This is a genomic window from Acetobacterium wieringae (genome assembly GCF_026646375.1).
GTDB lineage: Bacteria > Bacillota > Clostridia > Eubacteriales > Eubacteriaceae > Acetobacterium > Acetobacterium wieringae_A.
In genome coordinates this window covers 75198-100586 of sequence record NZ_JAIPPU010000012.1, presented here as the reverse complement: position 1 = coordinate 100586, position 25389 = coordinate 75198, and the positions used below count along the sequence as shown (strand labels likewise).

General features: G+C 40.6%; 22 protein-coding genes. All 22 read left to right on the top strand.

Annotation, left to right across the window (positions count from 1 at the left end):
* The first annotated feature begins 2 nt into the window (after window positions 1-2).
* The 22 genes from Q7P33_RS12020 (at window position 3) to Q7P33_RS11915 (ending at window position 25384) form a co-directional block, all read left to right on the top strand.
* The gene (locus tag Q7P33_RS12020; RefSeq protein WP_303870637.1) at window positions 3-2198 is read left to right on the top strand and encodes a transglycosylase domain-containing protein; all 2196 of its coding nucleotides are present in this window, start codon (window positions 3-5) and stop codon (window positions 2196-2198) included.
* A 12-nt stretch (window positions 2199-2210) separates the two neighbouring features.
* Entirely contained in the window at window positions 2211-2564 is a 354-nt protein-coding gene (locus tag Q7P33_RS12015; protein WP_303870636.1) for a cupin domain-containing protein, read from the top strand.
* The gene (gene nth, locus Q7P33_RS12010) at window positions 2561-3217 is read left to right on the top strand and encodes an endonuclease III (protein ID WP_303870634.1); all 657 of its coding nucleotides are present in this window, start codon (window positions 2561-2563) and stop codon (window positions 3215-3217) included. Before Q7P33_RS12015 ends, nth begins: the two co-directional genes overlap by 4 nt.
* Window positions 3218-3292: 75 nt before the next feature.
* Complete coding sequence (locus Q7P33_RS12005; protein ID WP_303870632.1) at window positions 3293-4438, top strand: ABC transporter substrate-binding protein; 1146 nt, start codon at window positions 3293-3295, stop codon at window positions 4436-4438.
* Between the two features lie 71 nt (window positions 4439-4509).
* Window positions 4510-5415, top strand: coding sequence for a branched-chain amino acid ABC transporter permease (locus Q7P33_RS12000; RefSeq protein ID WP_303870630.1), 906 nt, complete (start codon window positions 4510-4512; stop codon window positions 5413-5415).
* Between the two features lie 2 nt (window positions 5416-5417).
* Window positions 5418-6425, top strand: coding sequence for a branched-chain amino acid ABC transporter permease (locus Q7P33_RS11995; protein WP_303870629.1), 1008 nt, complete (start codon window positions 5418-5420; stop codon window positions 6423-6425).
* Complete coding sequence (locus tag Q7P33_RS11990; protein ID WP_070371182.1) at window positions 6422-7180, top strand: ABC transporter ATP-binding protein; 759 nt, start codon at window positions 6422-6424, stop codon at window positions 7178-7180. The genes Q7P33_RS11995 and Q7P33_RS11990 overlap by 4 nt, the downstream gene beginning before the upstream one ends.
* 10 nt (window positions 7181-7190) lie before the next feature.
* Complete coding sequence (locus tag Q7P33_RS11985; protein ID WP_070371183.1) at window positions 7191-7895, top strand: ABC transporter ATP-binding protein; 705 nt, start codon at window positions 7191-7193, stop codon at window positions 7893-7895.
* 182 nt (window positions 7896-8077) lie between these two features.
* Window positions 8078-9376: a trigger factor gene (gene tig / locus Q7P33_RS11980; RefSeq protein WP_303870628.1), complete on the top strand. Its 1299-nt coding sequence runs from the start codon at window positions 8078-8080 to the stop codon at window positions 9374-9376.
* Between the two features lie 26 nt (window positions 9377-9402).
* Window positions 9403-10020, top strand: a complete 618-nt coding sequence (gene clpP / locus Q7P33_RS11975) for an ATP-dependent Clp endopeptidase proteolytic subunit ClpP (RefSeq protein ID WP_070371185.1) — start codon at window positions 9403-9405, stop codon at window positions 10018-10020.
* 11 nt (window positions 10021-10031) lie between these two features.
* Complete coding sequence (clpX, locus tag Q7P33_RS11970) at window positions 10032-11303, top strand: ATP-dependent Clp protease ATP-binding subunit ClpX (RefSeq protein WP_303870626.1); 1272 nt, start codon at window positions 10032-10034, stop codon at window positions 11301-11303.
* A 162-nt stretch (window positions 11304-11465) separates the two neighbouring features.
* Entirely contained in the window at window positions 11466-13850 is a 2385-nt protein-coding gene (gene lon, locus Q7P33_RS11965; RefSeq protein WP_303870625.1) for an endopeptidase La, read from the top strand.
* 36 nt (window positions 13851-13886) lie between these two features.
* Window positions 13887-14468: a ribosome biogenesis GTP-binding protein YihA/YsxC gene (gene yihA, locus Q7P33_RS11960; protein WP_303870623.1), complete on the top strand. Its 582-nt coding sequence runs from the start codon at window positions 13887-13889 to the stop codon at window positions 14466-14468.
* A 129-nt stretch (window positions 14469-14597) separates the two neighbouring features.
* Complete coding sequence (gene queG / locus Q7P33_RS11955) at window positions 14598-15542, top strand: tRNA epoxyqueuosine(34) reductase QueG (protein WP_303870622.1); 945 nt, start codon at window positions 14598-14600, stop codon at window positions 15540-15542.
* Window positions 15543-15614: 72 nt separating this feature from the next.
* Window positions 15615-17093, top strand: coding sequence for a glutamate--tRNA ligase (gene gltX, locus Q7P33_RS11950; protein ID WP_303870620.1), 1479 nt, complete (start codon window positions 15615-15617; stop codon window positions 17091-17093).
* Window positions 17094-17116: 23 nt separating this feature from the next.
* Window positions 17117-18385: a protein translocase subunit SecD gene (gene secD / locus Q7P33_RS11945; protein ID WP_303870618.1), complete on the top strand. Its 1269-nt coding sequence runs from the start codon at window positions 17117-17119 to the stop codon at window positions 18383-18385.
* Between the two features lie 13 nt (window positions 18386-18398).
* Window positions 18399-19292, top strand: a complete 894-nt coding sequence (gene secF, locus Q7P33_RS11940; protein WP_303870617.1) for a protein translocase subunit SecF — start codon at window positions 18399-18401, stop codon at window positions 19290-19292.
* A gap of 134 nt (window positions 19293-19426) precedes the next feature.
* Complete coding sequence (recJ, locus tag Q7P33_RS11935; RefSeq protein WP_369693300.1) at window positions 19427-21529, top strand: single-stranded-DNA-specific exonuclease RecJ; 2103 nt, start codon at window positions 19427-19429, stop codon at window positions 21527-21529.
* 14 nt (window positions 21530-21543) lie between these two features.
* Window positions 21544-22062, top strand: coding sequence for an adenine phosphoribosyltransferase (locus tag Q7P33_RS11930; RefSeq protein WP_303870614.1), 519 nt, complete (start codon window positions 21544-21546; stop codon window positions 22060-22062).
* Window positions 22063-22093: 31 nt separating this feature from the next.
* On the top strand, window positions 22094-24265 hold the full coding sequence (locus tag Q7P33_RS11925) for a bifunctional (p)ppGpp synthetase/guanosine-3',5'-bis(diphosphate) 3'-pyrophosphohydrolase (RefSeq protein ID WP_303870613.1): 2172 nt from the start codon (window positions 22094-22096) through the stop codon (window positions 24263-24265).
* 9 nt (window positions 24266-24274) lie between these two features.
* Window positions 24275-24727, top strand: coding sequence for a D-aminoacyl-tRNA deacylase (gene dtd / locus Q7P33_RS11920; RefSeq protein WP_303870612.1), 453 nt, complete (start codon window positions 24275-24277; stop codon window positions 24725-24727).
* A gap of 27 nt (window positions 24728-24754) precedes the next feature.
* Window positions 24755-25384, top strand: coding sequence for an MBL fold metallo-hydrolase (locus Q7P33_RS11915; RefSeq protein WP_303870610.1), 630 nt, complete (start codon window positions 24755-24757; stop codon window positions 25382-25384).
* The last annotated feature ends 5 nt before the right edge of the window (window positions 25385-25389 follow it).

Sequence of the window (25389 nt, the reverse complement as noted above, 5' to 3'; positions counted from 1 at the left end):
GAATGAGTGAAAAGCAAAACAAGGGGATAAAAAGACGTAAGAAGAAAAAACATATTGGAGTAAAAGTGCTAATAGTTCTTTTAGTCCTGGGGATTCTAGGAGTCGGGGTCGTGTACTCAATCTATGCTGCGAACCGCATGGATATTTCGGATTATCAGTATCAGGCCAAGGATAAAACCGAGATTTATTCAGCAGATAATGCACTAATTGCTGAATTATACACGAAGAACAGAACCAATGTGACGATTGATCAAATTCCGGTGCAATTACAACAGGCTCTGATTTCAGTAGAGGATTCTCGTTTTTATGATCATTTTGGAATTGATTTACTGGGGATTGTTCGAGCGTTTTTTTCGAATATTGCCAGTAATGGTATTGGTGAAGGTGCCAGCACCATCACTCAGCAACTTGCCAGAGTTCTGTTCCTACCTGATATTGCAACGGAACAGAATTTTAATCAGTCTCTGGTGCGAAAGCTAAAAGAAATTTCTATAGCACTCCAATTAGAAGAGAAGTATACCAAAGAACAAATTTTGGAAATGTACTTCAATGAGTATTATTTTGGCTCAGGCGCATATGGGATTGAAGAAGCAGCACAGACTTATTTTAATAAACCTGTTTCTCAGGTTAATCTGGCCGAAGCGGCAATGCTGGCAGGTTTGCCTCAAGCGCCAAGTGCTTATGCACCGAATACTGATTTTGAAGCAGCCAAAAAACGTCAATTGGAAGTGCTGACTCGGATGGTAAAAGAAAAATACATTACGCAAGAGGAAGCGGATGCTGCCTATGCAACTGAACTGGTAATTCGGGATCCAGCGACTATCAATAATGACGATCAGATTGTCGATAACTACGAAGCTTACGTCGGTCGAGCACTCGATGAATATGCGCGGTTAAAAGCTTCGGCAGTTATGCAGGAGCGTGGTATCACGGAAGACCAGGCGATTGATTATATCAAAGAAAATATTGCTAGTGGTGGCTATCGTATTTACACAACCATCAACACGGCCATGCAAGGAGATGCGATTGAGTCTTTAACTGATGCGTTAGATGGCGACATGCCCAATGAAACCGGCGCTGTAGTGACGGTGGATCTGGATGGTGCGGTGAAAGCCTATTATGGTGGAAATACTCAGATTGATATGGCCAATACGCCAAGACAACCCGGTTCAAATATTAAACCATTGTACTATGCGGCAGCCATGGATAAGGGATTGATCACTCCTTCGACAACAATTTCAGATACTTATACCGACTTTGGCGGGTATGCACCTAAAAATTATGATGGCAGCTATCATGGTACTGTCACAGTCCGGACGGCGCTGGTTAACTCGTATAATATACCGGCTGTTAAAGTATACGATAAGGTTGGGCCTGAAGCTGCAGTGGCTTTTATGCAAACCATGGGCATCTCGACATTTGAAGATACAGACTACAATCTTGCAACAGCATTAGGTGGGATGACCTATGGGATCAAACCTCTAGAAATGGCAGCGGCCTTTAATGTATTCAATAATGGCGGTGTTTATAATAAACCCTATTTTATAACAAAGATGGAACAGGTAAATGGCGAGGTACTCTATGCCAAAAGCGATGCAAGTGCAACGTCTAAAAAAGTAATGGCCGATACCACTGCGACGAATATGATGAGCATATTAGAAGGTGTAGTAAGTTATGGTACGGGTTCTGCGGCAGCTCAGATTTATACAACTGCAGGAAAAACGGGTACGACTCATGACAACAAAGATTTATGGTTCACAGGTATCACCGGGAATCTTACCACTTCGGTCTGGTTGGGTACGCCGGAAAATGATGTGCTTTATGGGGGCAGCTCTCGGGCTGCAGGTATCTATGGAAATTATCTCAGCATGGTGATTGATCAGGATCTGTTGACCATCACCGAAATGGAAAGAACTTCAAATGATGGTGAAATTTCGGGAGCTTCATCGATAGATTCTGGTACCAGCACGACGAATAAAGACGAGGATACTAAAACGGATACTACCCCAACGACGCCAACGACACCGACAACGCCAACGACGCCAACCACGCCAACGACGCCGACGGAGCCAACCACACCAACGGAACCAACGGATCCCACAACACCTACCGAACCAACCGATCCAACGGATCCGACCACGCCAACGGAACCAACGGATCCAACGACGCCAACGGATCCCACAACTCCGACAACCTAATGGAGGATAAAGATGATAATACAAAATGAATCAAAAACACAAGAAATAAAACAGAATATGCGGGGTGGTCACGGAAACGTTGAGATTTCCCACATCACTGGCAGTGAAATTTTAGGAAAAAATTGCCGATTATTTGCCCAGATCACTGTAAAACCGGGAGACTCCATAGGAGAACATCAACATACGGGTGAACAGGAAATATTTTACTTTTTAAAAGGAAAAGGGATGGTAGTTGATAATGGCATTCAATCACAGATTGGTCCCGGAGATGTGATGGTCACTCCGAATCTAAGCAGCCACAGCGTTACCAATACTGGTGATGAGGATTTGGTCTTTATGGCACTGATTCTCAATGAAAATGCGTGATAAAGAAGAATATTGAACAAGTCTTAGCCACATTGGAGTGCCTTTACGGGCAAGAACAATGTGGCTTAGATTTTAGTAGCCCCTTTGAATTGCTGATCGCTACCATCCTATCAGCACAATGTACCGATGTGAGAGTAAATATTGTTACCAAGGATTTGTTTAAAAAATATAATACTCCAAAATCGATTTTGTCATTGGGAGAAGCAGGGCTACTTGAAAAAATAAAAACCTGTGGATTGGCTAAAACAAAAGCCAAAAATATTACTTTGACCTGTCATCGATTATTGACGGAATATTGCGGCAAGGTACCTGAGCAGATGGACGAACTGATTACGCTTCCGGGGGTTGGACGCAAAACTGCCAATGTGGTAATGAGTAATGCCTTTGATATCCCGGCAATTGCAGTTGACACTCATGTTTTTCGAGTTTCACGCCGAATCGGTTTGGCTCATGGAAAGACTGTTTTGGAAGTTGAAAAAGAATTGATGAAAAATATTCCTCAAGACAAATGGTCCCAGGCCCACCATTGGCTTATTTGGCATGGAAGAAAATGTTGTACAGCAAGAAATCCCAATTGTAGTGGATGCGAGCTACGCAGCATCTGTGATTTTGTACGTCAAAATATTAAAGAAGCATCGTCCCAAAGCAATTAATTCTTGTGTTTTTCTTAAGAATGGTTTATGATAAGCACTATAAATAATCATTGAAAAGAAAAAGGAGGAAAAGAAATGAAGAAAAGAGTTGTTAGTGTTTTACTTGTTGTTATGTTCACCGCTTCTATTTTTGCATTCGCAGGGTGTTCAACATCTGGCGGAAGTTCAGATGTCGTCAAACTTGGGTTTATCGGACCAATGACTGGCGATGCTGCCATATATGGAAGCTCAGCAGAAGAAGGTGCACAATTAGCCGTTGCAGAAATTAATGCTGCTGGCGGTATTGATGGAAAAAACATCGAATTGATTGCTTATGATTCAAAAGCTGATCAAACTGAAGCAATCAATGCTTATAATCGATTAAGAGACCAGGATGGTGTAGTTGCAGTGATCGGTGGAACCTTAAGTGGGGAAACCTTAGCAATGAAAGACATCATGGTTTCCGATAATATGCCAGTATTGTCTCCAACAGCAACCGCAGTAGAAGTTACTCAAGATGCTCCAAATGTATTTAGAGCATGCTTCCTTGACGACTATCAAGGACAGGCTGCTGCTAACTTTGCGGCAACTACTTTAGGTGCAAAAACGGCTGCATTGTTAATCGGAACTGGTAATCCCTACTCAGAAGGCGTATCAGAAGCCTTTAAAGCGGCATTTACAGCTAAAGGTGGTACAATCGCTGGTAGCGAATCCTACGGTACAGCTGATAAAGATTTCAGTGCCCAGTTGACAAAAATCAAAGAAATGAATCCGGATGTAGTATTTGTTCCAGACTATGTTCAAACAGTTGGACCAATTCTTCAAAAAGCCAAAGAAATGGGTATTACCGCAAAATTTGTTGGAGCTGACGGCTGGGATGGCGTGCAAGAAGAATATGCTGACGCTGCTCAGGGAAATTACTTCACCAATCACTATGCAGCCGATTCACCATCTGAAACCGTTCAGAATTTTATCACTGCCTACAAAGCAGAGTATAATAAAGTGCCAAATTCTTTTGCAGCTTTAGGTTATGATGCCGTATATGCCATGGTCGAAGCAATCACTGCAGCGGGTTCTACTGAATCTGCAGATATTATCACAGCTTTAAATGCGACTGATCACCCTGGCGTTACCGGAACTTTGAAGTTTGACGAAGAAGGAAATCCAAAGGACAAAGAAGTAACTATTATTAAGATCGATGGCGGTCAGTTAAAATACGACTCAACCGTTGTCAACAAATAGTATTTCATAAACGACAATATTACAAGAAGTACAAAGGATATAGGAGAGATAATCTCTTCTATATCCATTTTATGTTATTCTATAAAGGAGGATACATCGTGAATTTATTTCTGCAACAGCTGATCAACGGGCTCAATGTAGGGAGTATCTATGCGCTCATCGCAATCGGTTATACCATGGTATATGGCATTATTAAACTAATCAACTTTGCCCATGGTGAAATCATGATGTTCGGCGCATATTTTGCATTCATTGCTGCCACCAGCTTTAACCTTCCGGTTTGGGCGGTGCTCTTATCATCGATGGTAATTATGGCTATTATTGGAGTTGCTATTGAATTTATCGCCTATCGGCCCCTGAGAAATGCCCCCCGACTGTCAGCGCTGATTACTGCTATTGGGGTGAGCTTATTTTTGCAAAATCTGGCGCTGATTATTTTTAAGCCAGATCCCAAGGTTATGCCAAAAATATTTCCGGAGACCATTTATAAAATAGGTGAAATCGAAATCAGTTCAACCACTCTGATTACTATAGGTTTGTCATTATTCTTTATGGTTCTATTGGATCTATTTATTCGAAAAACAAAACAGGGTCGTGCCATGCGTGCCGTATCAGAAGACAAGGATGCTGCGATTCTGATGGGGATTAATGTTAATCGAACGATTTCGCTTACCTTTGCAGTGGGCTCGGCACTTGGCGCATTAGGCGGTGTTCTCTACAGTGTTGCATATATTCAGGTTTACCCAACAATGGGTGTTATGCCTGGCTTAAAAGCATTTATTGCTGCTGTATTAGGGGGGATCGGAATTATCCCTGGAGCGATGCTTGGCGGATTTATCATTGGTATGGTCGAAACAATGACAAAAGCGTACCTTTCAACAACGTGGGCTGACGCAATTGTATTTGCGATTCTAATTGTGGTACTGCTTTTTAAACCTACGGGCATCTTGGGAAAAAATACGAGAGAGAAGGTATAGATATGGATCACAATAAGAAAAAAGCATATTTAATTAATGCAATTGCAATCGTTGCTCTTTACCTCGTATTTTTTGTGCTGATTCAGACGAAGACAATGAACAATTATTTTGTGGGAATTGCCATAATGACCTGCATAATGATTATCATGGCGATGAGTTTAAATATCGTTGCCGGGTTTTTAGGCGAAATGGCCTTGGGTCATGCCGGGTTTATGGCCATCGGTGCTTACTCATCAGCCAGTTTTTCCATGGCATTGATTGATGGTGGATTGTCGTTGCCTCCAATCATCACACTTGTTCTGGCAATGGTTGTTGGTGGGATTGTTGCAGGAATTTTTGGATTTCTCATCGGTACACCAACGCTGCGGCTCCGCGGGGACTATTTGGGGATTGTAACCATTGGGTTCTCAGAAATTATTCGTATTTTCTTTATTAATTTCGGGCCGACTGGAGGAGCTGCTGGGTTAAAAGGAATTACCCGACTGGTGAATTTCAACAATGTCTATTGGATTACGATAATTGTTGCATTTCTGATTTTTACATTAGGCCGATCGAAGCAGGGGCGGGCCATTATTTCCATCAGAGAAGACGAAATAGCGTCTGAGGCTGCAGGGATTCCAACCACCCGATACAAGGTATTGGCATTTTCGTTAGCGGCATTCTTTGCTGGTGTTGGCGGTTCATTATACGCTCACTATCAATCATTTCTGGAGCCGAGTAAATTTGGTTTTATGTTTTCGATTGAAATGTTTGTTATTGTTGTATTAGGTGGATTGGGAAGCTTAACCGGCTCAATCATCTCGGCCATCGTTTTGACGGTGCTGCCGGAAATGCTGCGTAGTTTTTCCGAATACCGATTATTGGTTTATTCACTCGTGTTGATTATCATGATGATTTTCAGACCTCAGGGAATTTTCGGAAGATCCGAATTCTCGTTGACAGCTTTTATTGAATCACTGATTCGACGAAAAAACGTCAAGAATTCTATTGGCGGAGGTGAAGCATCATGACCGTTTTATCAGCTAAAAATATTACGATGCAATTTGGTGGTTTAACTGCAGTAGATCAGTTTAATCTTGAATTGAGTGCTAACGAGCTGGTTGGCTTAATTGGCCCCAATGGCGCAGGCAAAACGACGATTTTCAATATGCTCACCGGAGTTTATGTTCCAACGATGGGTGAGATTATGCTTAACGATCAAAGCATCATAAAAAAAACACCCCACGAAATTGTCAAACTGGGTGCCAGTCGAACTTTTCAAAATATTCGACTGTTTAAAGATTTGACTGCGGTGGAAAATGTAAAAATAGCCTATCACAATTTTATTGACTATAACATGGTTCAGGGAATGTTTAGAACAAAGAAATTCTGGACTGAAGAAAAGAAAGCTCACGAAGAATGCATGAAACTTCTGGATATTTTTGATATGGGCGAATATGCAGATACCCTGGCTAAAAACCTTCCCTATGGGCAACAGCGTAAATTGGAAATAGCCAGAGCACTGGCTTCAGATCCAAAAGTACTGATGCTGGACGAGCCAGCGGCGGGAATGAACCCGAATGAAACGGCTGAGCTTATGGAAACCATTCACTTTATCAGAAATAAATTTGACATTACTGTTTTGCTGATCGAACATGATATGAAACTGGTTATGGGGATTTGTGAGCGGATTATCGTGGTAGATTATGGAAAAACTATTGCTGAAGGCACTCCGGATGAAATTAAGAACAACCCTGATGTTATTCGTGCTTATTTAGGAGATTAGGAGGCCGCAAATGCTGAAAGTAAAAGATTTAAATGTACATTATGGAAAAATTCATGCGATCAAGGGCATTAGCTTTGAGGTCAATGAGGGTGAGATTGTTACTCTTATCGGTGCCAACGGTGCTGGTAAAACGACTATTCTCCAAACGATTTCAGGACTATTAAAACCCAGTGAAGGGATGGTGTCTTTTGAAGGCGAAAACCTTAATAAGGTGCCTGCACATCAGATTCCGGTAATGGGAATAGCCCATGTTCCAGAAGGGCGACGTATTTTTGCCGAAATGACCGTTTATGAAAACCTCCAAATGGGAGCCTATATCAGAAATGATAAGGATCAGATCCAAGAGGATATGGAAAAGATATTTTTAAATTTTCCCCGTCTTAAAGAACGAATTAAACAAATTGCTGGAACCTTAAGCGGTGGCGAACAACAAATGTTAGCGATGGGACGAGCTTTAATGACACGACCAAAGCTGATTTTGCTCGATGAACCGTCAATGGGTCTGGCGCCGCTTCTGGTCGATGAGATTTTTAATATGATCCAAACAGTTAATGATGCCGGAACAACCGTTTTGCTGGTTGAGCAAAACGCTAACAAGGCTTTGCACATTGCCAATCGAGCTTATGTGCTGGAAACTGGATACATTAAGCTTTCTGGTAATGCCAGAGATCTTCTGGTGAATCCGGAAGTACAACAAGCTTATTTAGGTGGTTGACTAAAAAACTGTCTCGCTAGAGGCAGTTTTTTAATGGGGGGCATCTCTGCAAAATTTGATGCTATACACCTGGAATATTTCTTAAACACCTTAATTTTCATCCTTGATATGAAAATATACCTATGATATACTGTTAAAATTGAATGTGAATATAATTTATAGTGAAAGATACGGAGGATAACATGAGTGCTACAGTAGAAAGTATTGAAAAAAATATTGCAACCTTAAAAATTGAAATAAGTCCGGAGGAATATTCTAAGGCTGTAAAAAAGTCCTATGATAAAAATAAAAAACGTTTTTCGGTTCCAGGCTTCAGAAAAGGAAAAGTGCCTAAACAGGTAATTGAATCCTACTATGGAAAAAATGTATTTATGGAAGATGCCATTGATTTTGCCTTTGCTCCTGCTTACACCAGTGCATTGGAAGAAACAGAAATCAAACCAGTAACTCGACCTGATCTTGAAAACATTGAAAAAATCAGCGAAGAAGAAGGTGCCACCTTTATCGTTAAGGTTGGGGTGAAACCAGAAATCAAATTGGGTGAGTACAAAGGTGCGGAAGTCGATTCTCTGGAAGCCGAGATTACGGATGAGGAGATTGCAGCTGATCTGGCAACAATGCAGGACAAGAATGCTCGACTGGTCACATTAGAAGCTGGTGAAGTTAAAGACGGTGCGACGGTTACCATTGATTACGAAGGCTTTTTAAACGATGAACCATTTATTGGCGGCAAAGATACGGATTATGATTTAGTAATTGGTAGCGGAACCTTTATTCCTGGCTTTGAAGAACAATTAATTGGTGCAAAAATTGGTGAAGAAGTAACGGTTAACGTAACCTTCCCTGACGAATACCATGCTGAGAACCTTAAGGGACAAGCGGTGGTGTTCAAAGTTGCGGTTAAGGGGATTAAAGAAAAAGAATTACCAGAATTAGATGATGATTTTGCAAAAGATACCAGTGAGTTTGATACATTAGACGAACTGAAAGCAGATGTCGCAGCACGGTTGAAAGATGCCAAAACTGCTGAACTGAGAAAAGCGGCTGAAATTGCAGCTGTTAATTTTGCGGTGGAAAACGCTGAAATTGACGTACCTTATTTAATGATTGAAGAGGAAGTTGACAATAACCTGCAAAACTTTGAAAGCCAAATGAAACAACAGGGCATTTCTTTGGATGACTACTTTAAATATACGAATGTTAATCGTGAAGATTTCAGAAATAATCTGAAAGAGGATGCCGAGAGAAATATTAAAACGGAGCTGATTCTTTCAAAAATCGGTGAAATGGAAGCGTTGGAAGCAACTGAAGAAGAAGTGGATGAAGAGATTAAAGTATTTGCAGATGCCTATGGTCATGATTTCGAAGAATATAAAAAAGGCCTTCAGGAAAGAATGTTAGACTATATCAAAGCAAATATTATTAGACGAAAGACAGTGGAAATGCTGGTTGATGCAGCGACGACAAAAATTTCAGAGTAATAACAAGAAAGCAGGAAAATGTATTCATGCTAACAAGTAAAACAACACAATCGTTAATTAGCAATAACCTGGTTCCGATGGTTGTCGAACAGACAGGCCGGGGAGAACGCTCATATGACCTATTTTCGCGATTATTAAAAGAACGAATTATCTTTTTAAATGGGGAAATTAATGAAAGCCTGGCATCGTTGATTGTCGGACAACTGATTTTTTTAGAATCCGATAATGCGGAAAAAGATATTCAGATTTATATTAATAGTCCAGGTGGAGCAGTGACAGCGGGTTTGGCCATCTATGACACAATGAATTACATTCGTTGTGATGTGTCTACCATCTGTGTAGGACTTGCTGCGTCGATGGGGGCATTTTTGCTGGCTGCCGGAGCAAAGGGAAAACGCTTTTCTCTTCCAAACAGTGAAATAATGATTCATCAGCCGCTAGGTGGCGCTCAGGGGCAAAGTACCGATGTGGAAATTTATGCAAAACGTTTGATAAAAACACGAGAAAAATTAAATTTAATACTTAGCGAACGAACCGGGCAACCCCTGGAGACTATTGCTAAAGATACTGATCGCGATAATTTTATGGATCCTGACGAAGCGAAGGCCTACGGATTGATTGATGAGATCATTGTGTCGAGATAGGAGGCTTAGAAATGGCAAGAAATGAAGATAACATCGAAAATGCCCGATGTTCCTTTTGTGGTAAAAGCCAATCTCAGGTAAAACGAATGGTGGCTGGGCCAGGCGTTTATATTTGCAATGAATGTATCGAACTCTGTGAAGAAATAATGGATGTGGAGAGCATGCCTGAGGATATTGCGTTTGATGATGTTCCCAAACCAAAAGAAATCAAACTCAAACTAAGTGAATATGTCATCGCTCAGAACCGTGCCAAGCGAGCCCTGGCAGTGGCCGTTTACAATCATTATAAACGGATTACTGCGATGGATGAAAATGATGCCGAAGTCGAATTACAAAAAAGTAATATTTTATTAATTGGCCCAACAGGCTCAGGAAAAACGCTTTTAGCCCAAACATTAGCCCGAGTTTTAAATGTGCCATTTGCGATTGCCGATGCAACTTCATTAACAGAAGCTGGCTATGTTGGCGAAGATGTGGAAAATATTCTATTAAAACTACTTCAGGCAGCTAATTTTGATGTTGCCAAGGCTGAAAAGGGTATTATCTATATCGATGAGATTGATAAAATCGCCAGAAAAGGGGACAACCCATCAATTACCAGGGATGTCAGTGGTGAAGGTGTTCAACAGGCGTTATTAAAAATTCTTGAAGGTACAATCGCAAATGTCCCGCCACAGGGAGGACGTAAACATCCCCATCAGGACTTTATCCAAATTAACACGAATAATATCCTATTTATCTGTGGTGGTGCTTTTGATGGCATGGATAAGGTAATTGAGCAACGAATGGAAAAAAGTTCAATGGGTTTTGGTGCAGATATTCGCAGTTCCAAAGAAAAAAGTAAGGATGATGAGCAAAGTTCAGTTCAACCCCAAGATCTTCTTAAGTATGGTTTGATTCCGGAGTTTATTGGTCGAATTCCAGTAATTGCTTCTTTAGAGCATTTAGATGAAAGCGCCCTGATTCAGATCCTGACGGAGCCCCGAAATGCGTTGGTGAAACAATACATAAAAATGTTTCGGATTGAAGGAGTCGAATTGGAATTTCAACAGGATGCACTTGTCGCCATTGCTAAAAAAGCCATGGATACCAAAACTGGTGCCAGAGGTCTCCGCGGAATCATTGAAAATATAATGCTTGATATCATGTTTGAAGTACCTTCGAATGAGAATATTGAGAAAGTAATCATAACCAAAGAAGTTGTCGAAAAACAAGTCGAGCCGATTATGATTTTAGGACAGAAAAACAACGATAAAAGCAAAAAAAATGATGTAGTCTCGTAGATTTTATTAAATAGCCGTTCAAAAGACCAACTACTCTTTGGTATTTTATACCGTGTATTTGAAATTTTGCACGGCTTTTTTTAAAAACTTGGGTATAAATTAAATACAGGTTATTACATAATAGGTATTTTTCATAATAAAAGAGGTAAGGAGTTGATTAATTTGAGTATTGAAAAAAAGGAAATTCCAGAAGAAAAGACTGACCATTTGGGAATGACTGAACCGGAATTATTTGTTCAGGAAAAAGAAACCTTACCATTGATACCGCTTCGTGGAATGAGTGTTTTTCCTGGTATGGTGGTTCATTTTGATGTGGGTCGCGAGAAATCGGTTAAAGCATTGGAAGCTGCAATGGAGCGAGACCAAATGGCTTTTTTAGTCACACAAAAAGAGGTTATTAAAGAGGATATCAATCCAGATGACTTTTATAATATTGGCTGTAGAGTAAAAGTTAAGCAATTATTAAAGATGCCAGACAATCTTGTTCGGGTTCTGGTTGAAGTCCAGGAAAGACGAGAAATCGTTGAATTCGAAAGTTTAAATCCCTATTTTCTGGTTACAACGAAACCAGTACGTTCCGTCTATTATGATACAAAAGAGAATCGGACACTCATCCGCATGATTCGAGAATCTTTTGCCAATTATATGAATGTCACCAGAAAGGTGGCAACGGATCTCATTCTGGCTATGGATTCGTTAGATGATCCGGATCAACTTATTGATATTATTGGTGCCAATCTGTTCCTGGATTTGGAAGACAGTCAACGACTGATTCAAGAAACCGATGTTAATAAACGTTTGGTTCTTACCTACGAGATTTTGGTTGAAGAAGTTGAAATGATCAAAATTGAACACAACATCGACGAAAAAGTTCGTAGTGAAATGTATAAACATCAACGGGAATACTATTTACGAGAACAGATAAAAGTGATCCAAAATGAATTAGGCGAAGGCGACGTTCAAAATGAGTTGGAAACATATCGGGAACGACTGGCGGCACTGGAAGTTCCGGACGAGGTAAAAGACAAGGTTTTGGGAGAACTAAATCGTTTGAACAAAGTCCCTCAAGGCTCATCGGAAGCTGGTTTAATTCAAACTTATGTGGAGTGGATACTGGATCTTCCATGGAATACACTAACCGAAGAAACTGTTGATGTTTCAATTGCCAGAAAAATTCTGGATGAAGATCATTATGCCTTAAAAAAGGTCAAAGAACGAATTCTTGAATATATATCAGTACTCCAACTTTCTAAAAGTCTCAAATCACCAATTATTTGTCTGGTAGGACCTCCAGGAGTCGGAAAAACATCGATAGCCAAATCGATTGCCCGGGCATTAAATCGCAAATATGTCCGTATGTCATTGGGTGGGATGCGAGACGAAGCCGAGATAAGAGGTCATCGTCGTACTTATGTTGGCGCCATTCCAGGACGAATCCTATACAATATGAAAAAATGCGGAACCAGAAACCCGCTATTTTTACTGGATGAGATTGATAAGCTGGGACAAGATTTTAATGGCGATCCCGCTTCTGCATTACTGGAGGTGTTGGATCCGGAGCAGAATAACACCTTTACTGATCACTATCTCGAACTACCGTTCGACTTATCACAAGTGTTATTTTTAACAACCGCCAATTCATTATCAACAATTCCTAGACCACTTCTGGATCGAATGGAAATTATTGAGGTGAATGGTTATGTTGAAAGTGAAAAGGTGGAAATCGCCCAACGCTATCTGATTCCCAAACAACTCGAAATTCATGGATTAAAAAAATCTACCTGTAAATTCAGTGAAGCAGTAATAAAGAATACTATTGAGTATTACACCAGAGAGTCAGGGGTTCGGGAACTTGAACGAAAAATTGCGCAGATTTGTCGGGTTGCGGCAAAAGAAATTGTGGAACACAAGAAAAAAAGCATCAGCATCACGCAGAAGAATCTTGAAAAATTCTTAGGGAAACATCGTTATTCGTTTGATACCGTTGGCGATAAAAAAGAAGTGGGCTTGGTCAATGGATTGGCTTGGACACCGGTTGGAGGCGATACCCTGCAAATAGAAGTGATCGTGGTGGATGGTACCGGAAAAATCGAAATAACCGGACAGCTTGGCGATGTGATGAAAGAATCGGTTAAAGCCGGTATTAGTTATATTCGCTCACAGGCGAAGGTGTTAGAAATCGAATCAGATTTTTACTCGAAAAAAGACATCCATCTCCACGTACCTGAGGGTGCTGTTCCTAAGGATGGCCCGTCGGCTGGGATCGCTGTCACAACAGCTTTGATTTCATCGTTAACCAATATACCAGTACCTCAAAATCTGGCAATGACTGGTGAAATAACCCTCAGCGGACGCGTTTTGCCAATTGGTGGATTACGTGAAAAGCTGACAGCAGCCCATCGTGCTGGTATCAAAGAAATTATCTTGCCAAAAGAAAACGAAAAAGACTTGGATGATGTACCAAACGTTGTGTTGGAGGCTTTACATATTCAGTCTGTTTCAAAAATGAGTGAGGTCACAGAAATTGTCTTCAAAGAACTACAATAAATAAATTGACCAAACTTTCAGAAAATGGAGAAAATAATGAAGGTAACAAAAGCGGAAATTGTCATCAGTGCTGTGGCTGAAGCACAGTATCCTGATGATAATCTGCCGGAAATAGTGCTACTTGGGCGTTCGAATGTTGGTAAATCAACGTTTGTCAACACCTTAATTGAACGACGAAGCTTGGCACGAACCAGTTCCCAACCGGGAAAAACCCAGACTATGAATTTTTATCGAATAAATGACGGGTTCTATTTTGTTGATATGCCTGGTTATGGCTATGCTAAAGCCTCCAAAACGGAACGAGAAAAATGGGGGAAGATGATTGAAAAATATCTTAGGAATCGTGAAAATGCGGTACAGATTTTTCAACTTATAGACTCCCGACATGAACCCTCGGAAGATGATTTGTTAATGTATGAATGGTTGATCTATTATGATTTAAAACCCGTGATAATTGGCACCAAAGCCGACAAGCTATCAAAAACAAACCAAAAAAAAGCTGTAAGTCGTATAGCCAAATCATTGAATTTGAAGAAATCTGATGAGCTAATCCTATTTTCGGCAGAAACGAAATTAGGAAAAGCTGAAGTGTGGGAATGTATTCATCGTGTAATATAAAATTTTAGCTTCCTTTTGGAAGACTTAAGCTTAAAGACAAACTTCGATTTTGTCCCGGCTTAACCTTCTTTCAACAGGAAGCTTTTCCAGTTCCGGTAAAGAGCTCTGGGACGATTTTATGAGGTTAGAATGACTGAAGATATAATTCGCGTGTTGGCAAAGCAAACTGGTATTGATCTTATTGGTTTTTTTTCGGTGGAGCCATTGAATGAGTGTCTACCTTATCTGATCAGGCGCCATCAGAAAGGATTTTCCACAGGCTTTGAGGGGGGCGAACCGGAAGATCGTATTAATTATTTAAGAGCTTATCCTGAAGCGAAAACGGGGATCGTTATTGGCATCAATAACTATCAGTCATTTCAAGAACTGTCTGATGCGAAAAATCGGATTCAGATCGCATCGGTTTCCTGGGGTGAAGATTATCATCGGGTACTGAAGCGACGAATGACGCAATTAATGGAGCGTATTAATGACATCCAACGACAGACAGGAGGAGTAACAATACAGTATCGACTATTTGTTGACAATAGTCCACTGGTTGATCGGGGATCTGCATATCGAGCCGGGTTGGGCTTTTACGGCAAAAACAACTGTCTGATCAATCATCAATTGGGTTCTTTTTTCTTTATCGGACAAATACTGATTGACAGCGTCATTGGCTTTGAACCGCCACTGCTGCCAGAAAATGGTTGCGGTTCCTGTCGGCGCTGTCTTGATGCTTGTCCTCATCAGGCCCTGGGAGAAGGGTTCAGTCTGGAACCAACAAAATGCATTTCATATCTATCACAAAAAAAATTCCTGTCAACTGATGAAGAAGTGCGGTTATCAACGTATCTTTATGGCTGTGATCTTTGTCAGAAAGTCTGCCCCTATAATCAGGATCTTGAAGAAACAAAGGAAAAAGCCTTTTGGGTTGACGCGGAAACTGCATCACCACCGCTGGACGAAATATTGGCCCTGACAAATAAGGAATTCAAAATTCGTTATGAGAAAACTGCTTGTGGCTGGCGCGGGAAAAAGAGTTTAATCAGAAATGCGCAATTAATCAAAAAAAATAAAAAAATATATGATTAGTCGATAATTAAGTGCTATAATAATTAAGTTAAAGAACTGTTTACATTTATTTTAATTAAACATGGAGGGAAAATGGTACGAGATCGCTTTGCACCGAGTCCAACTGGCAATGTTCATGTTGGAAGTCTGCGGACAGCACTGTATAATTACTTATACGCTAAGAAAATGGACGGGAAGTTTTTACTCCGTCTTGAGGATACAGACCAAACCCGGCTTGAACAGGGGGCAGTGGATAACCTGCTGGATGCACTGAACATGACCGGCGTTATACCGGATGAAGGCTTAATAAAAGAAAATGATAGTGTAATTGAAAAAGGCATGCATGGCCCCTATATTCAATCCCAACGTCTTGATATTTATAAAAAATACATTACGTTGCTGCTCGATCAGGGACAGGCCTATTACTGTTTCTGTACCAAAGATCGACTGGAAGAGGTTCGAAATCGTCAGAAGGAAAAAGGTGAAACGCCGAAATATGACGGAAAGTGCCGAGAATTGACACAGCCTGAAATCGCTGCAAATCTTGAGGCGGGGCTGCCTTATACCATCCGATTGAAATTGCCGGAAAATCATGTGATTGTTTTTGATGATCTGGTGCGGGGTGTCATCGAGATGAACACCAATGATTTGGATGATCAGGTATTATTAAAAGCCGATGGCTTTCCGACTTACCACATGGCGGTCGTTGTCGATGATCATCTAATGGCAATTACACACGTCATTCGTGGAGAAGAATGGCTGCCATCTACGCCCAAACACGTCTATCTGTATGAATGTCTGGGATGGGAATCGCCAAAGTTTGTCCATTTACCAAATATACTAAATGATGACCGTAAAAAGCTCAGTAAACGTCAGGGCGATGTTTCAGTCGGTGATTTTCTGGCTAAAGGTTATTTACCGCAGGCACTAGTGAATTTCCTTGCACTTTTGGGCTGGAGTCCGGAGAATGAGCAGGAAATATTTTCAATGGAAGAACTGATCCAGGCATTTGACCTTACTCGAATTAACAAATCAGGAGCAGTTTTTGATCGGGCTAAGCTTAACTGGATGAATGCCCATTATATCAAAGAATTGCCATTGGAAGAATTGGTCAATCATTTGACACCATTTTTGGTCGATGCCGGGTTGATAAAGCAGGAAGAAGTTCCAGAAAAGCAGGACTGGTTATCTAAAATTGCCGAGATTCTAAGAGATCGTATCGAATATTTTGCCCAGGCACCTCAGCAATTGGAGATGATATTTAAAACTGATTATGTCATTGAGGATGAGGAAGCATTGACATTATTGCGTGAAGAGTCTTCTAAACGTTTATACGAGGCGCTGATTGAAAAAATCGAAGCGACGGAAGTTTTAGATGCAGCCCGGGGAAAAGCCATCCTTAAGGAGATTCAAAAAGAAGAAAAAATTAAGGGAAAAATGCTTTTTATGCCAAGTCGGATCATGATCACTGGTGAAATGCATGGTCCGGATCTTGCATTAATTATGGATGTTCTGGGTAAGGATGAGGTTCTTGACCGCATCAAGTCTGTGGCATCGATTATGCAATTATAAAAAATCAACAAGGAGGAAAGTACATGAGTAAACAAAAAACAAATAGTCAGGCAAAAAGTGGAATGCTATTGATACTGATTGCGCTGTTTATTGGATTGGTAGGATATGTACTCTTTAATGGTGTTTCAGTAGGCGTTTATGACATTGGGAATGTCAGCCAAAACATCAACTACGGATTGGATTTAACCGGTGGGGTCAATGTTGTACTGGAAGCCCAGGCAACGGATGATGAGGCAGTTACGGCAGAAAAAATTGAATCGGCTATGTTGACGATCCGTCAGCGAATTGATACGTTAGGTGTTTCGGAACCGACAATTACCAAACAGGGTGATAACCGCATCCGAGTTTCCATACCCTCGGTAAGCGATCAGGAAGAAGCCCTGGATCTGATTGGTAAAACAGCTCAGTTGGAATTTGTAGGGCCTGATGGAACTGTTATTCTGACGGGTAAAGACGTCGTGGATTCCAAGGGGGTTATGCAGACTGACAGCTCTGGGTTGGAAAAAGCGGTCGTTACCTTAAAATTCAGTGAAGAAGGTACCAAACTTTTTGCAGATGCAACTCAAAAATATATTGGTCAGGCAATTCAGATTAAACTCGATGACGAAATTATTTCATCACCAACCGTCAATGTCGCAATCACTAACGGTGAGGCCGTAATTGAAGGAATTGGCGACATTGAAGAAGCTGGCAATCTTGCTTCACTTATTCGCGGCGGGGCACTGCCTGTCAAACTGGTGCCAATTGAAGTACGAACTGTTGGCCCGACACTCGGACAAAACTCACTGGATAAAAGTATCTATGCCGGTATGATTGGGATTGCGCTCGTTCTCATCTTTATGTTGATTTTCTACCGTGGACTGGGAATTATTGCTGATTTGGCGCTGATAATCTTTATCATTATTTTTATGATTATCTTAACAGCTCTTAATGTTACGCTCACGCTGCCAGGTATTGCCGGACTGATTCTCACCATTGGGATGGCGGTTGATGCCAATGTTATTATTTTTGAGCGTATTAAAGAAGAAGCTCGGCTGGGAAAATCATTACTTACAGCTATTGATAATGGTTTTTCAAGAGCGTTTACGACAATCCTCGATTCCAATGTTACAACGCTGATAGCTGGCTTTGTGCTCTTCTTTTTAGGAAGTGGAAGCGTCCAGGGATTTGCGGTGACATTAATTTTAGGAATTCTTGTGAGCATGTTTACGGCAGTTGTTATTACTAAGCAACTGGTTATATTGCTCGTTAAAACTGAATTGTTTAAAAGCAATTCATTCTACGGAATATAGAGAGGAGACCATAATGAAAAAGAACATTCAAGTAGCTGAAAAAAGTAAAATATGGTTTGCCTTCTCTTTGATTTTAATTGCTATCAGCATTGGGTCATTGTTTATTAATGGACTCAATTTTGGTATTGACTTTATCGGTGGAACCATTGTTACCATCGAGTTGAACACACCATTTGAAACCAGTGATGCCAAAGCGTTGATTGAAGAGTATGATTCCAGTGCGGACGTGACCTATGCGGGGGAAGCAAAAACACAAGTGATTATTTCTACTAAAAAAGACTTATCCACTGAAGAACGACAGGCGCTGTTTTCAAAATTTCAGGAAAAATATAATTTAGAAGATACAGACTTGCTGTCCATAGACACGGTTAGTCCTTCAATTGGTGCAGAAATGGCCAATAGCGCCATGATAGCAGCAATCGTAGCCGTATTACTGATGCTGGTATACATTACATTCCGCTTCGAGTTTATGTTTGGTTTAGCCGCCGTCATCGCCTTAGTGCATGACCTGATTATTGTTTTGGGGGTCTATTCGATCTTCCAGATTCAAGTTAATTCACCGCTAATAGCAGCACTACTAACGATATTGGGTTATTCGATTAATGATACAATCGTAGTCTTTGACCGTATTCGTGAAAATCGTCCTAAATTTGGGAAATTCGATTTTGCCAATTTAGTCGATACCAGTGTCAGCCAAACCTTACGTCGTAGTATTAATACTTCGTTTACCACTTTACTGGCAATCGGAGCCTTATATGCATTTGGGGTGCCAGCCGTTCAGGATTTTGCTCTGCCGCTAATGGTGGGGATTGTCAGTGGAACCTACTCATCCATCTTTGTCGCCAGTGCTCTCTGGTGTAAAATTAAAGAATTTCAGGCTAGCAAGAGAGCGGTTGTCAAAAGTTAGTAACGTAAATATGTAATCGAACAAGTAATAAAGCGTTTAGCGTCATGGAGATAACTCCCTGACGCTTTCGTTTTAGGTGTCCGATCATTAAGTACAGACTAATGTAAATTATGTAATTAAATCTTGAGGTGGAAATGTCAGTAAGAACGCAATGGATACAAAGAAGGAATAAGTACAGTTATTTAAGTATGTCCGAAAATGAAGGTTTAATAAATCAAATCATGAAGGATTTCAAATTAACAAGACGAATAGCTGAAATACTAATTAGTCGGGGGATCAGATCAATTGAGGAAACCCGGCGTTATCTTAATCCTTCGCTAGCTGATCTTCATGATCCGTTTCTTTTTAACGAAATGGAAAAAGTAGTCAATCGAATTGCTAAAGCAAAAGCTGCAAATGAAAAAATATGTTTGTATGGCGACTATGATGCAGACGGTACTATTGGGGTATCTATCCTGTACAGTTTTTTAAAACGCCATGAATTCAATGTCTCCTACTTTATTCCTAATCGACTGATTACTGGTTATGGACTACATATTGATCCGTTACAAAAAATAATTGATGAAGCGGTGGGGCTTCTGATTACTGTCGATAATGGGATTTCCGCCAATGATCAGATTGATTTTTGCAACCAGCACAATCTGGATGTAATTGTGACGGATCATCATGAATGTCATGGGACGCTTCCAGCGGCATTTGGAATTATTAACCCTAAGGTTCCTGGTGACAACTACCCATTTAAAGAATTATGTGGCGCTGGAGTAGCTTTTAAACTTGTTCAAGCGATCAGTTCGAGGCTTGGATTAGATTTTGATTTGCAAAATGCGATCGAATGCGTTGCAGTCGCCACAGTAGCCGATCTGGTTCCGCTACAGAATGAGAATCGAATTCTAGTTGCTATGGGACTACGTTATCTTAACACAAACCCTAAAAATCCAGGCATTCAGGCCATGATTGAAGTGAGTGAGTTGATCCAGGTGAAAGCTTGGCATTTCGGTTTTGTGCTGGGTCCTAAGATTAATGCAGCAGGGCGATTAGGTGAAGCGCATCACATTGTTGACTTACTCAGCGGATGTGAACCAGCCAGACTGATGGAACTGGCTAGGTTTTTAAGTGATGAAAACCGGAAACGTCAGAATCTTGAATCAACCATTCTGGATGCAGCACTTGCTCAGGTTGAATCTCAGGAGCTATATAAAAATGATATCATAATCGTCATTGGGGAAAACTGGCACTCGGGAGTGATTGGAATTGTCGCCAGCCGGATTCAGGAAAAGTATTATAATCCTGTGATTGTCATTAGTGTGGCTGATGGTATGGGGAAAGCATCCTGTCGCAGTGTTGAAGGGTTTAATATTTTTGAAGCCTTGCAATCCTGCAGTGAGTTATTTAGCAGTTATGGTGGCCACGATCAGGCAGCCGGTTTTAGTATCAAAGTTGAAAACCTCGCACTGATGACCAAAAAAATTATTGAATACGGACACGTTGCAGAAATACAAAAACACTTGATCAAAAAAATTCCCTACGATGCGATTATTGAAGAAACGGAAATCACCTGGAATCTTTTTAATGACTGTTTACACTTTGAACCATGTGGTCTTGGGAATCCCGGAGTGCAATTTGTCCTAAACCGTCCGGATATTGTTTCAATGAGAACCATGGGAAAAGAACACAATCATTTGAGTCTGAGTTTGAGTAATGATGTTGGTGGTGTAGGTTTTGGATTTGGCGAGTTTTTGACCAATCACCCCGAATTAAGAGAAAATGCTTTCCGAGGAGTGGAGATTATTTGTCGGCTGGATGTTAATGAGTATCGCGGGAATAAAACCTTACAATTGGTATTAAAAGACATCCGGAGAAATCCCATCTGGGATTATAACATGGCGATGTTTTTGGTGAAATCCATTGTTCAATCAGTGAATCCTAAAGAAGAAATCAGGTTGCAGTCCTATGGAATTGACCCGGATGAATTGCGTTTGCAGCGGGAGACCGTTAAAATCGTATATCTGGCGTTGAAAAAATCGGGTGAAGTTGGGGTATCCGTTCAAATCGCAAATAACCAAAATTTATCACCATTTCATTTCTTAATGGCATGCGAAATACTTCGAGAAGCCGGATTGATTGCATATCGATTAAAGGACGGGCTGGTTTTTTCGAAAATTATAGAAACACAGGAAAAAAAGGATATTCAAAACACGCAACTAATGATAAAATTAGAAAAAATGATTTGTGATTGAAAAGGGAGATTAAGATGGATTTAAAAGAAAACATTGGTATTTACGAAGATTTTCCCAAGGAAGGTATTAGTTTTAAAGATATAAACAGTCTGATTTTAAACCCAAAGGCTTTTGCGCATGTTATTGACGAAATGACGAAGGTGGCAAAAGCTCTTGATGCAAATATAATCGTAATTCCTGAAGCCAGAGGTTATATTTTTGGTACGCCATTGGCATACTTAATTGGCGCTGGTTTGGTGCCTGTTCGAAAGCCTGGAAAATTACCAGGGGAGGTTTCATCTGAAGCTTATGATCTTGAATATGGATCAAATGTCGTCGAAATCCAAAAAAACGCCATCAAGCCGGGAGATCGGGTTATTATCGTGGATGATTTACTGGCTACTGGGGGAACAATGATGGCTGCTACTAAGTTGATCGAAAATCTTGGCGGGGAAATTTCGGGCATTATCACTTTGATTGAACTCACCGAATTGGGGGGGCGTGAGCTTCTTAAGAATTATTTTGTACACTCGATTGTGACCTACCCCTACTAAAGACTACTCATAAATAAGAGGCAGAAACGATATGGATAATGACGCAGTAAAAGGAAAAATTGACAATGTAATAAACCTGGTTAAAGCAAACAATCCAGATGCTCAAACGGAGATGATCTATAAGGCTTATGACTTGGCCAGAGAAGCCCATAAAGATCAGAAACGACTTTCTGGAGAAGACTATGTAATTCATCCGGTTTCTGTTGCTTATATTTTGGCTGAAATGCAAATGGATACGGAAACGATAGTGGCCGCTATTTTGCACGATGTTATTGAAGATACAATCTATTCATATGACTATATAAAAGAAGAATTCAATCAGAATATTGCTGATCTGGTGGAGGGTGTTACAAAAATTGGGCGGATTGGTTTTCAGTCCAAAGAAGAAAGTCAGGCAGAAAACCTCCGCAAAATGATTTTAGCCATGTCCAAAGATATTCGGGTCATTTTGATCAAGCTGGTTGACCGACTTCACAATATGCGTACATTGGAATACATGCGGGAAGCTAAACAGATTGAGAAAGCCAAAGAAACGTTGGATATCTATGCACCTTTGGCAAATCGACTGGGAATTTCGACTATCAAGTGGGAATTGGAAGATTTGGCACTAAAATATTTGGATCCGGAAGGTTACTACGATTTAGTTCAAAAAATAAAAATTAAGAAAAGCGCCCGGGAAGCCTACATTGCCGATGTAATTGAAGTGTTATCCAAGGAAATCGAAAAGGTCGGTACCCACGCTGAGATTTATGGGCGCTCTAAACATTTCTACAGTATCTACCGAAAAATGAAGAGCCAGAATCGCAGCTTTGACGAAATCTACGATTTGATTGCCGTACGGGTTATTGTCGATTCATTGAAAGATTGCTATGGGGTATTGGGTGTCGTTCATTCACAATGGACACCCATTCCAGGTCGCTTTAAAGACTATATTGCCATGCCGAAACCAAATCTCTATCAGTCCATTCATACTACGGTGATGGGACCCAAAGGCGAGCCCTTCGAAATTCAAATTCGTACCAGAGAAATGCATGAAACTGCAGAATATGGTATTGCTGCCCACTGGAAATACAAAGAAGGGCGAATGGATGCCAAGGACAATAAGTATGAGGTTCAGATGTCCTGGCTTCGTCAAATGCTTGAACTCCAGCGGGATTCTGAAGATGCCGGAGAATTGGTGGAAACCATTAAAGTTGATCTTCTTAATGAAGAGGTCTACGTTTTTTCTCCAAAAGGTGCCGTAGTTCCGCTACCGGCAGGATCATGTCCCCTGGATTTTGCTTACCGAATTCATAGTGATATCGGAAATAGCTGTGTCGGGGCTCGGGTAAATAACAAAATTGTCCCACTCAATAGTCCCTTAAAGAGTGGAGACATCGTGGAAGTCATGACTTCCAAGAATTCGAATGGCCCCAGCAGAGACTGGCTGACTTTTGTTAAGAGCCCACATGCACGCAACAAAATAAAGCAATACTTCAAAAAAGAAGAAAAAGATGAAAACATTCAAAAAGGCCGAAGTATTTTGGAGCGTGAAATCAAACGTGAGGGTTTGCAGCATTCGAATTTGTTAAATTTGAACAACCTGGAGATTTTGGCGGAAAAGTGCAGTTATAAGAGCCTCAACGATTTTTATGCGGCCATTGGTTATAATGGGATAAAAATTGGAACTGTTTTTCAAAAAATGAAGCTACTGTTTCCTAAAGAGTTTCCCGAAGAAGTTGAAGAAATTGTCTTAAAGAAACCGACCAAGGATCCCAAGAAATCCAGTAGCACAGTGATTGTTGCCGGCCATAACGAAATTGATGTTCATTTTGCTAAATGCTGCAATCCGGTGCCTGGTGACAAAATCGTTGGATATATTACAAAAGGCCGGGGAATCTCAGTCCATCGGGCAGATTGTTCCAATGTTCTTAATCTCACGGATCCCAACCGCATTGTAGAAGTCGAATGGAATAAATACAGTACTGGATCATTTACGGCAGAAATACACATAAAAGCCAAAGAATCACCGGGAACGATTATTCAAATTTCGAAAACTTTTCTGGATATGGGTATTCCAGTGACAGCTCTGAATGCGAAAAACGAAAAAAATGAATATGACTTTTTTTCGGCTACACTCGAGGTTAAAAGCCGTCGGGAATTAAATCTGCTGATAAAAAATCTCAATAAAATTAAGGAAATAACACATATATACCGAGTATAAGGAGAAGCTATGCGGGCAGTAATACAGCGGGTGACCGCTTCAGAAGTGCGGATAAACAATGAAACAGTGGCGAAAATTGCCCATGGACTTAATGTGCTTCTGGGCATTAAAGATGACGACAACGAAGCTGATATGGACTATATCATCAATAAATTGGTTAACTTGAGAATTTTTGAAGATGAAGATGGAAAAATGAATCGCTCCATTCTCGATGTTGAAGGAGAATTATTATTAATCTCACAGTTTACCCTTTACGGTGATTGTCGTAAGGGCAGAAGGCCAGGCTTTACGCGAAGTGGGCCTGTGGATGCTGCTGAAAAAAAATATGCCATTTTTGTCGATAAATTAAAATGTCAGCCAATTAAAAAAATTGAAACGGGTATTTTTCAGGCGGAAATGGAAGTATTGATTGTCAACGATGGTCCGGTTACTTTGTTGTTAGATAGTGAAAAAAATTTTTAATAGACTAATAAAGATAAGGAAACAAATATGGAAATAATCAAAAAATCCTTGGGACAAATGGGCACAAATTGTTACGTGATTTGGGATGAGAACACGCTAGAAGCTGCGGTGGTTGATCCTGGATTTGAGGATCAACAGATTGGTGATATCATTCATGACAATAAGCTCAAGGTAAGATATATTCTGCTGACCCATGGTCATTTCGATCATCTTGGTGGCGTTAATCAGATTAAGCAATTAACTGGAGCAAAGGTTCTGATTCACGAAAATGATGCTGACTGTCTCCTTGATCCAAAACGAAACCTCTCTGTATTAGCAGGCATGGCCATGGTGTTGCCTCCAGCCGATGGGTACTTATCAGAAAATCAGACAATCACATTGGGTGATATTGCTATCCGTGTAATCCATACACCAGGTCACTCAAAGGGTGGGGTCTGTTTTTTTGCAGATGGTCAACTCATTGCCGGAGATACTCTTTTTTATGCCTCGATCGGGCGAACTGATTTTGCAGACGGCGACTTAAGTGAGTTACTCAATATGATTGTGACGAAACTGTTTATCCTTGACGATGCAACCATTGTTCTACCAGGACATGGCGGGAATACAACCATTGGGTACGAAAAAATGAACAATCCTTTTTTAAAGGGGCGTTTCTAGGAGGG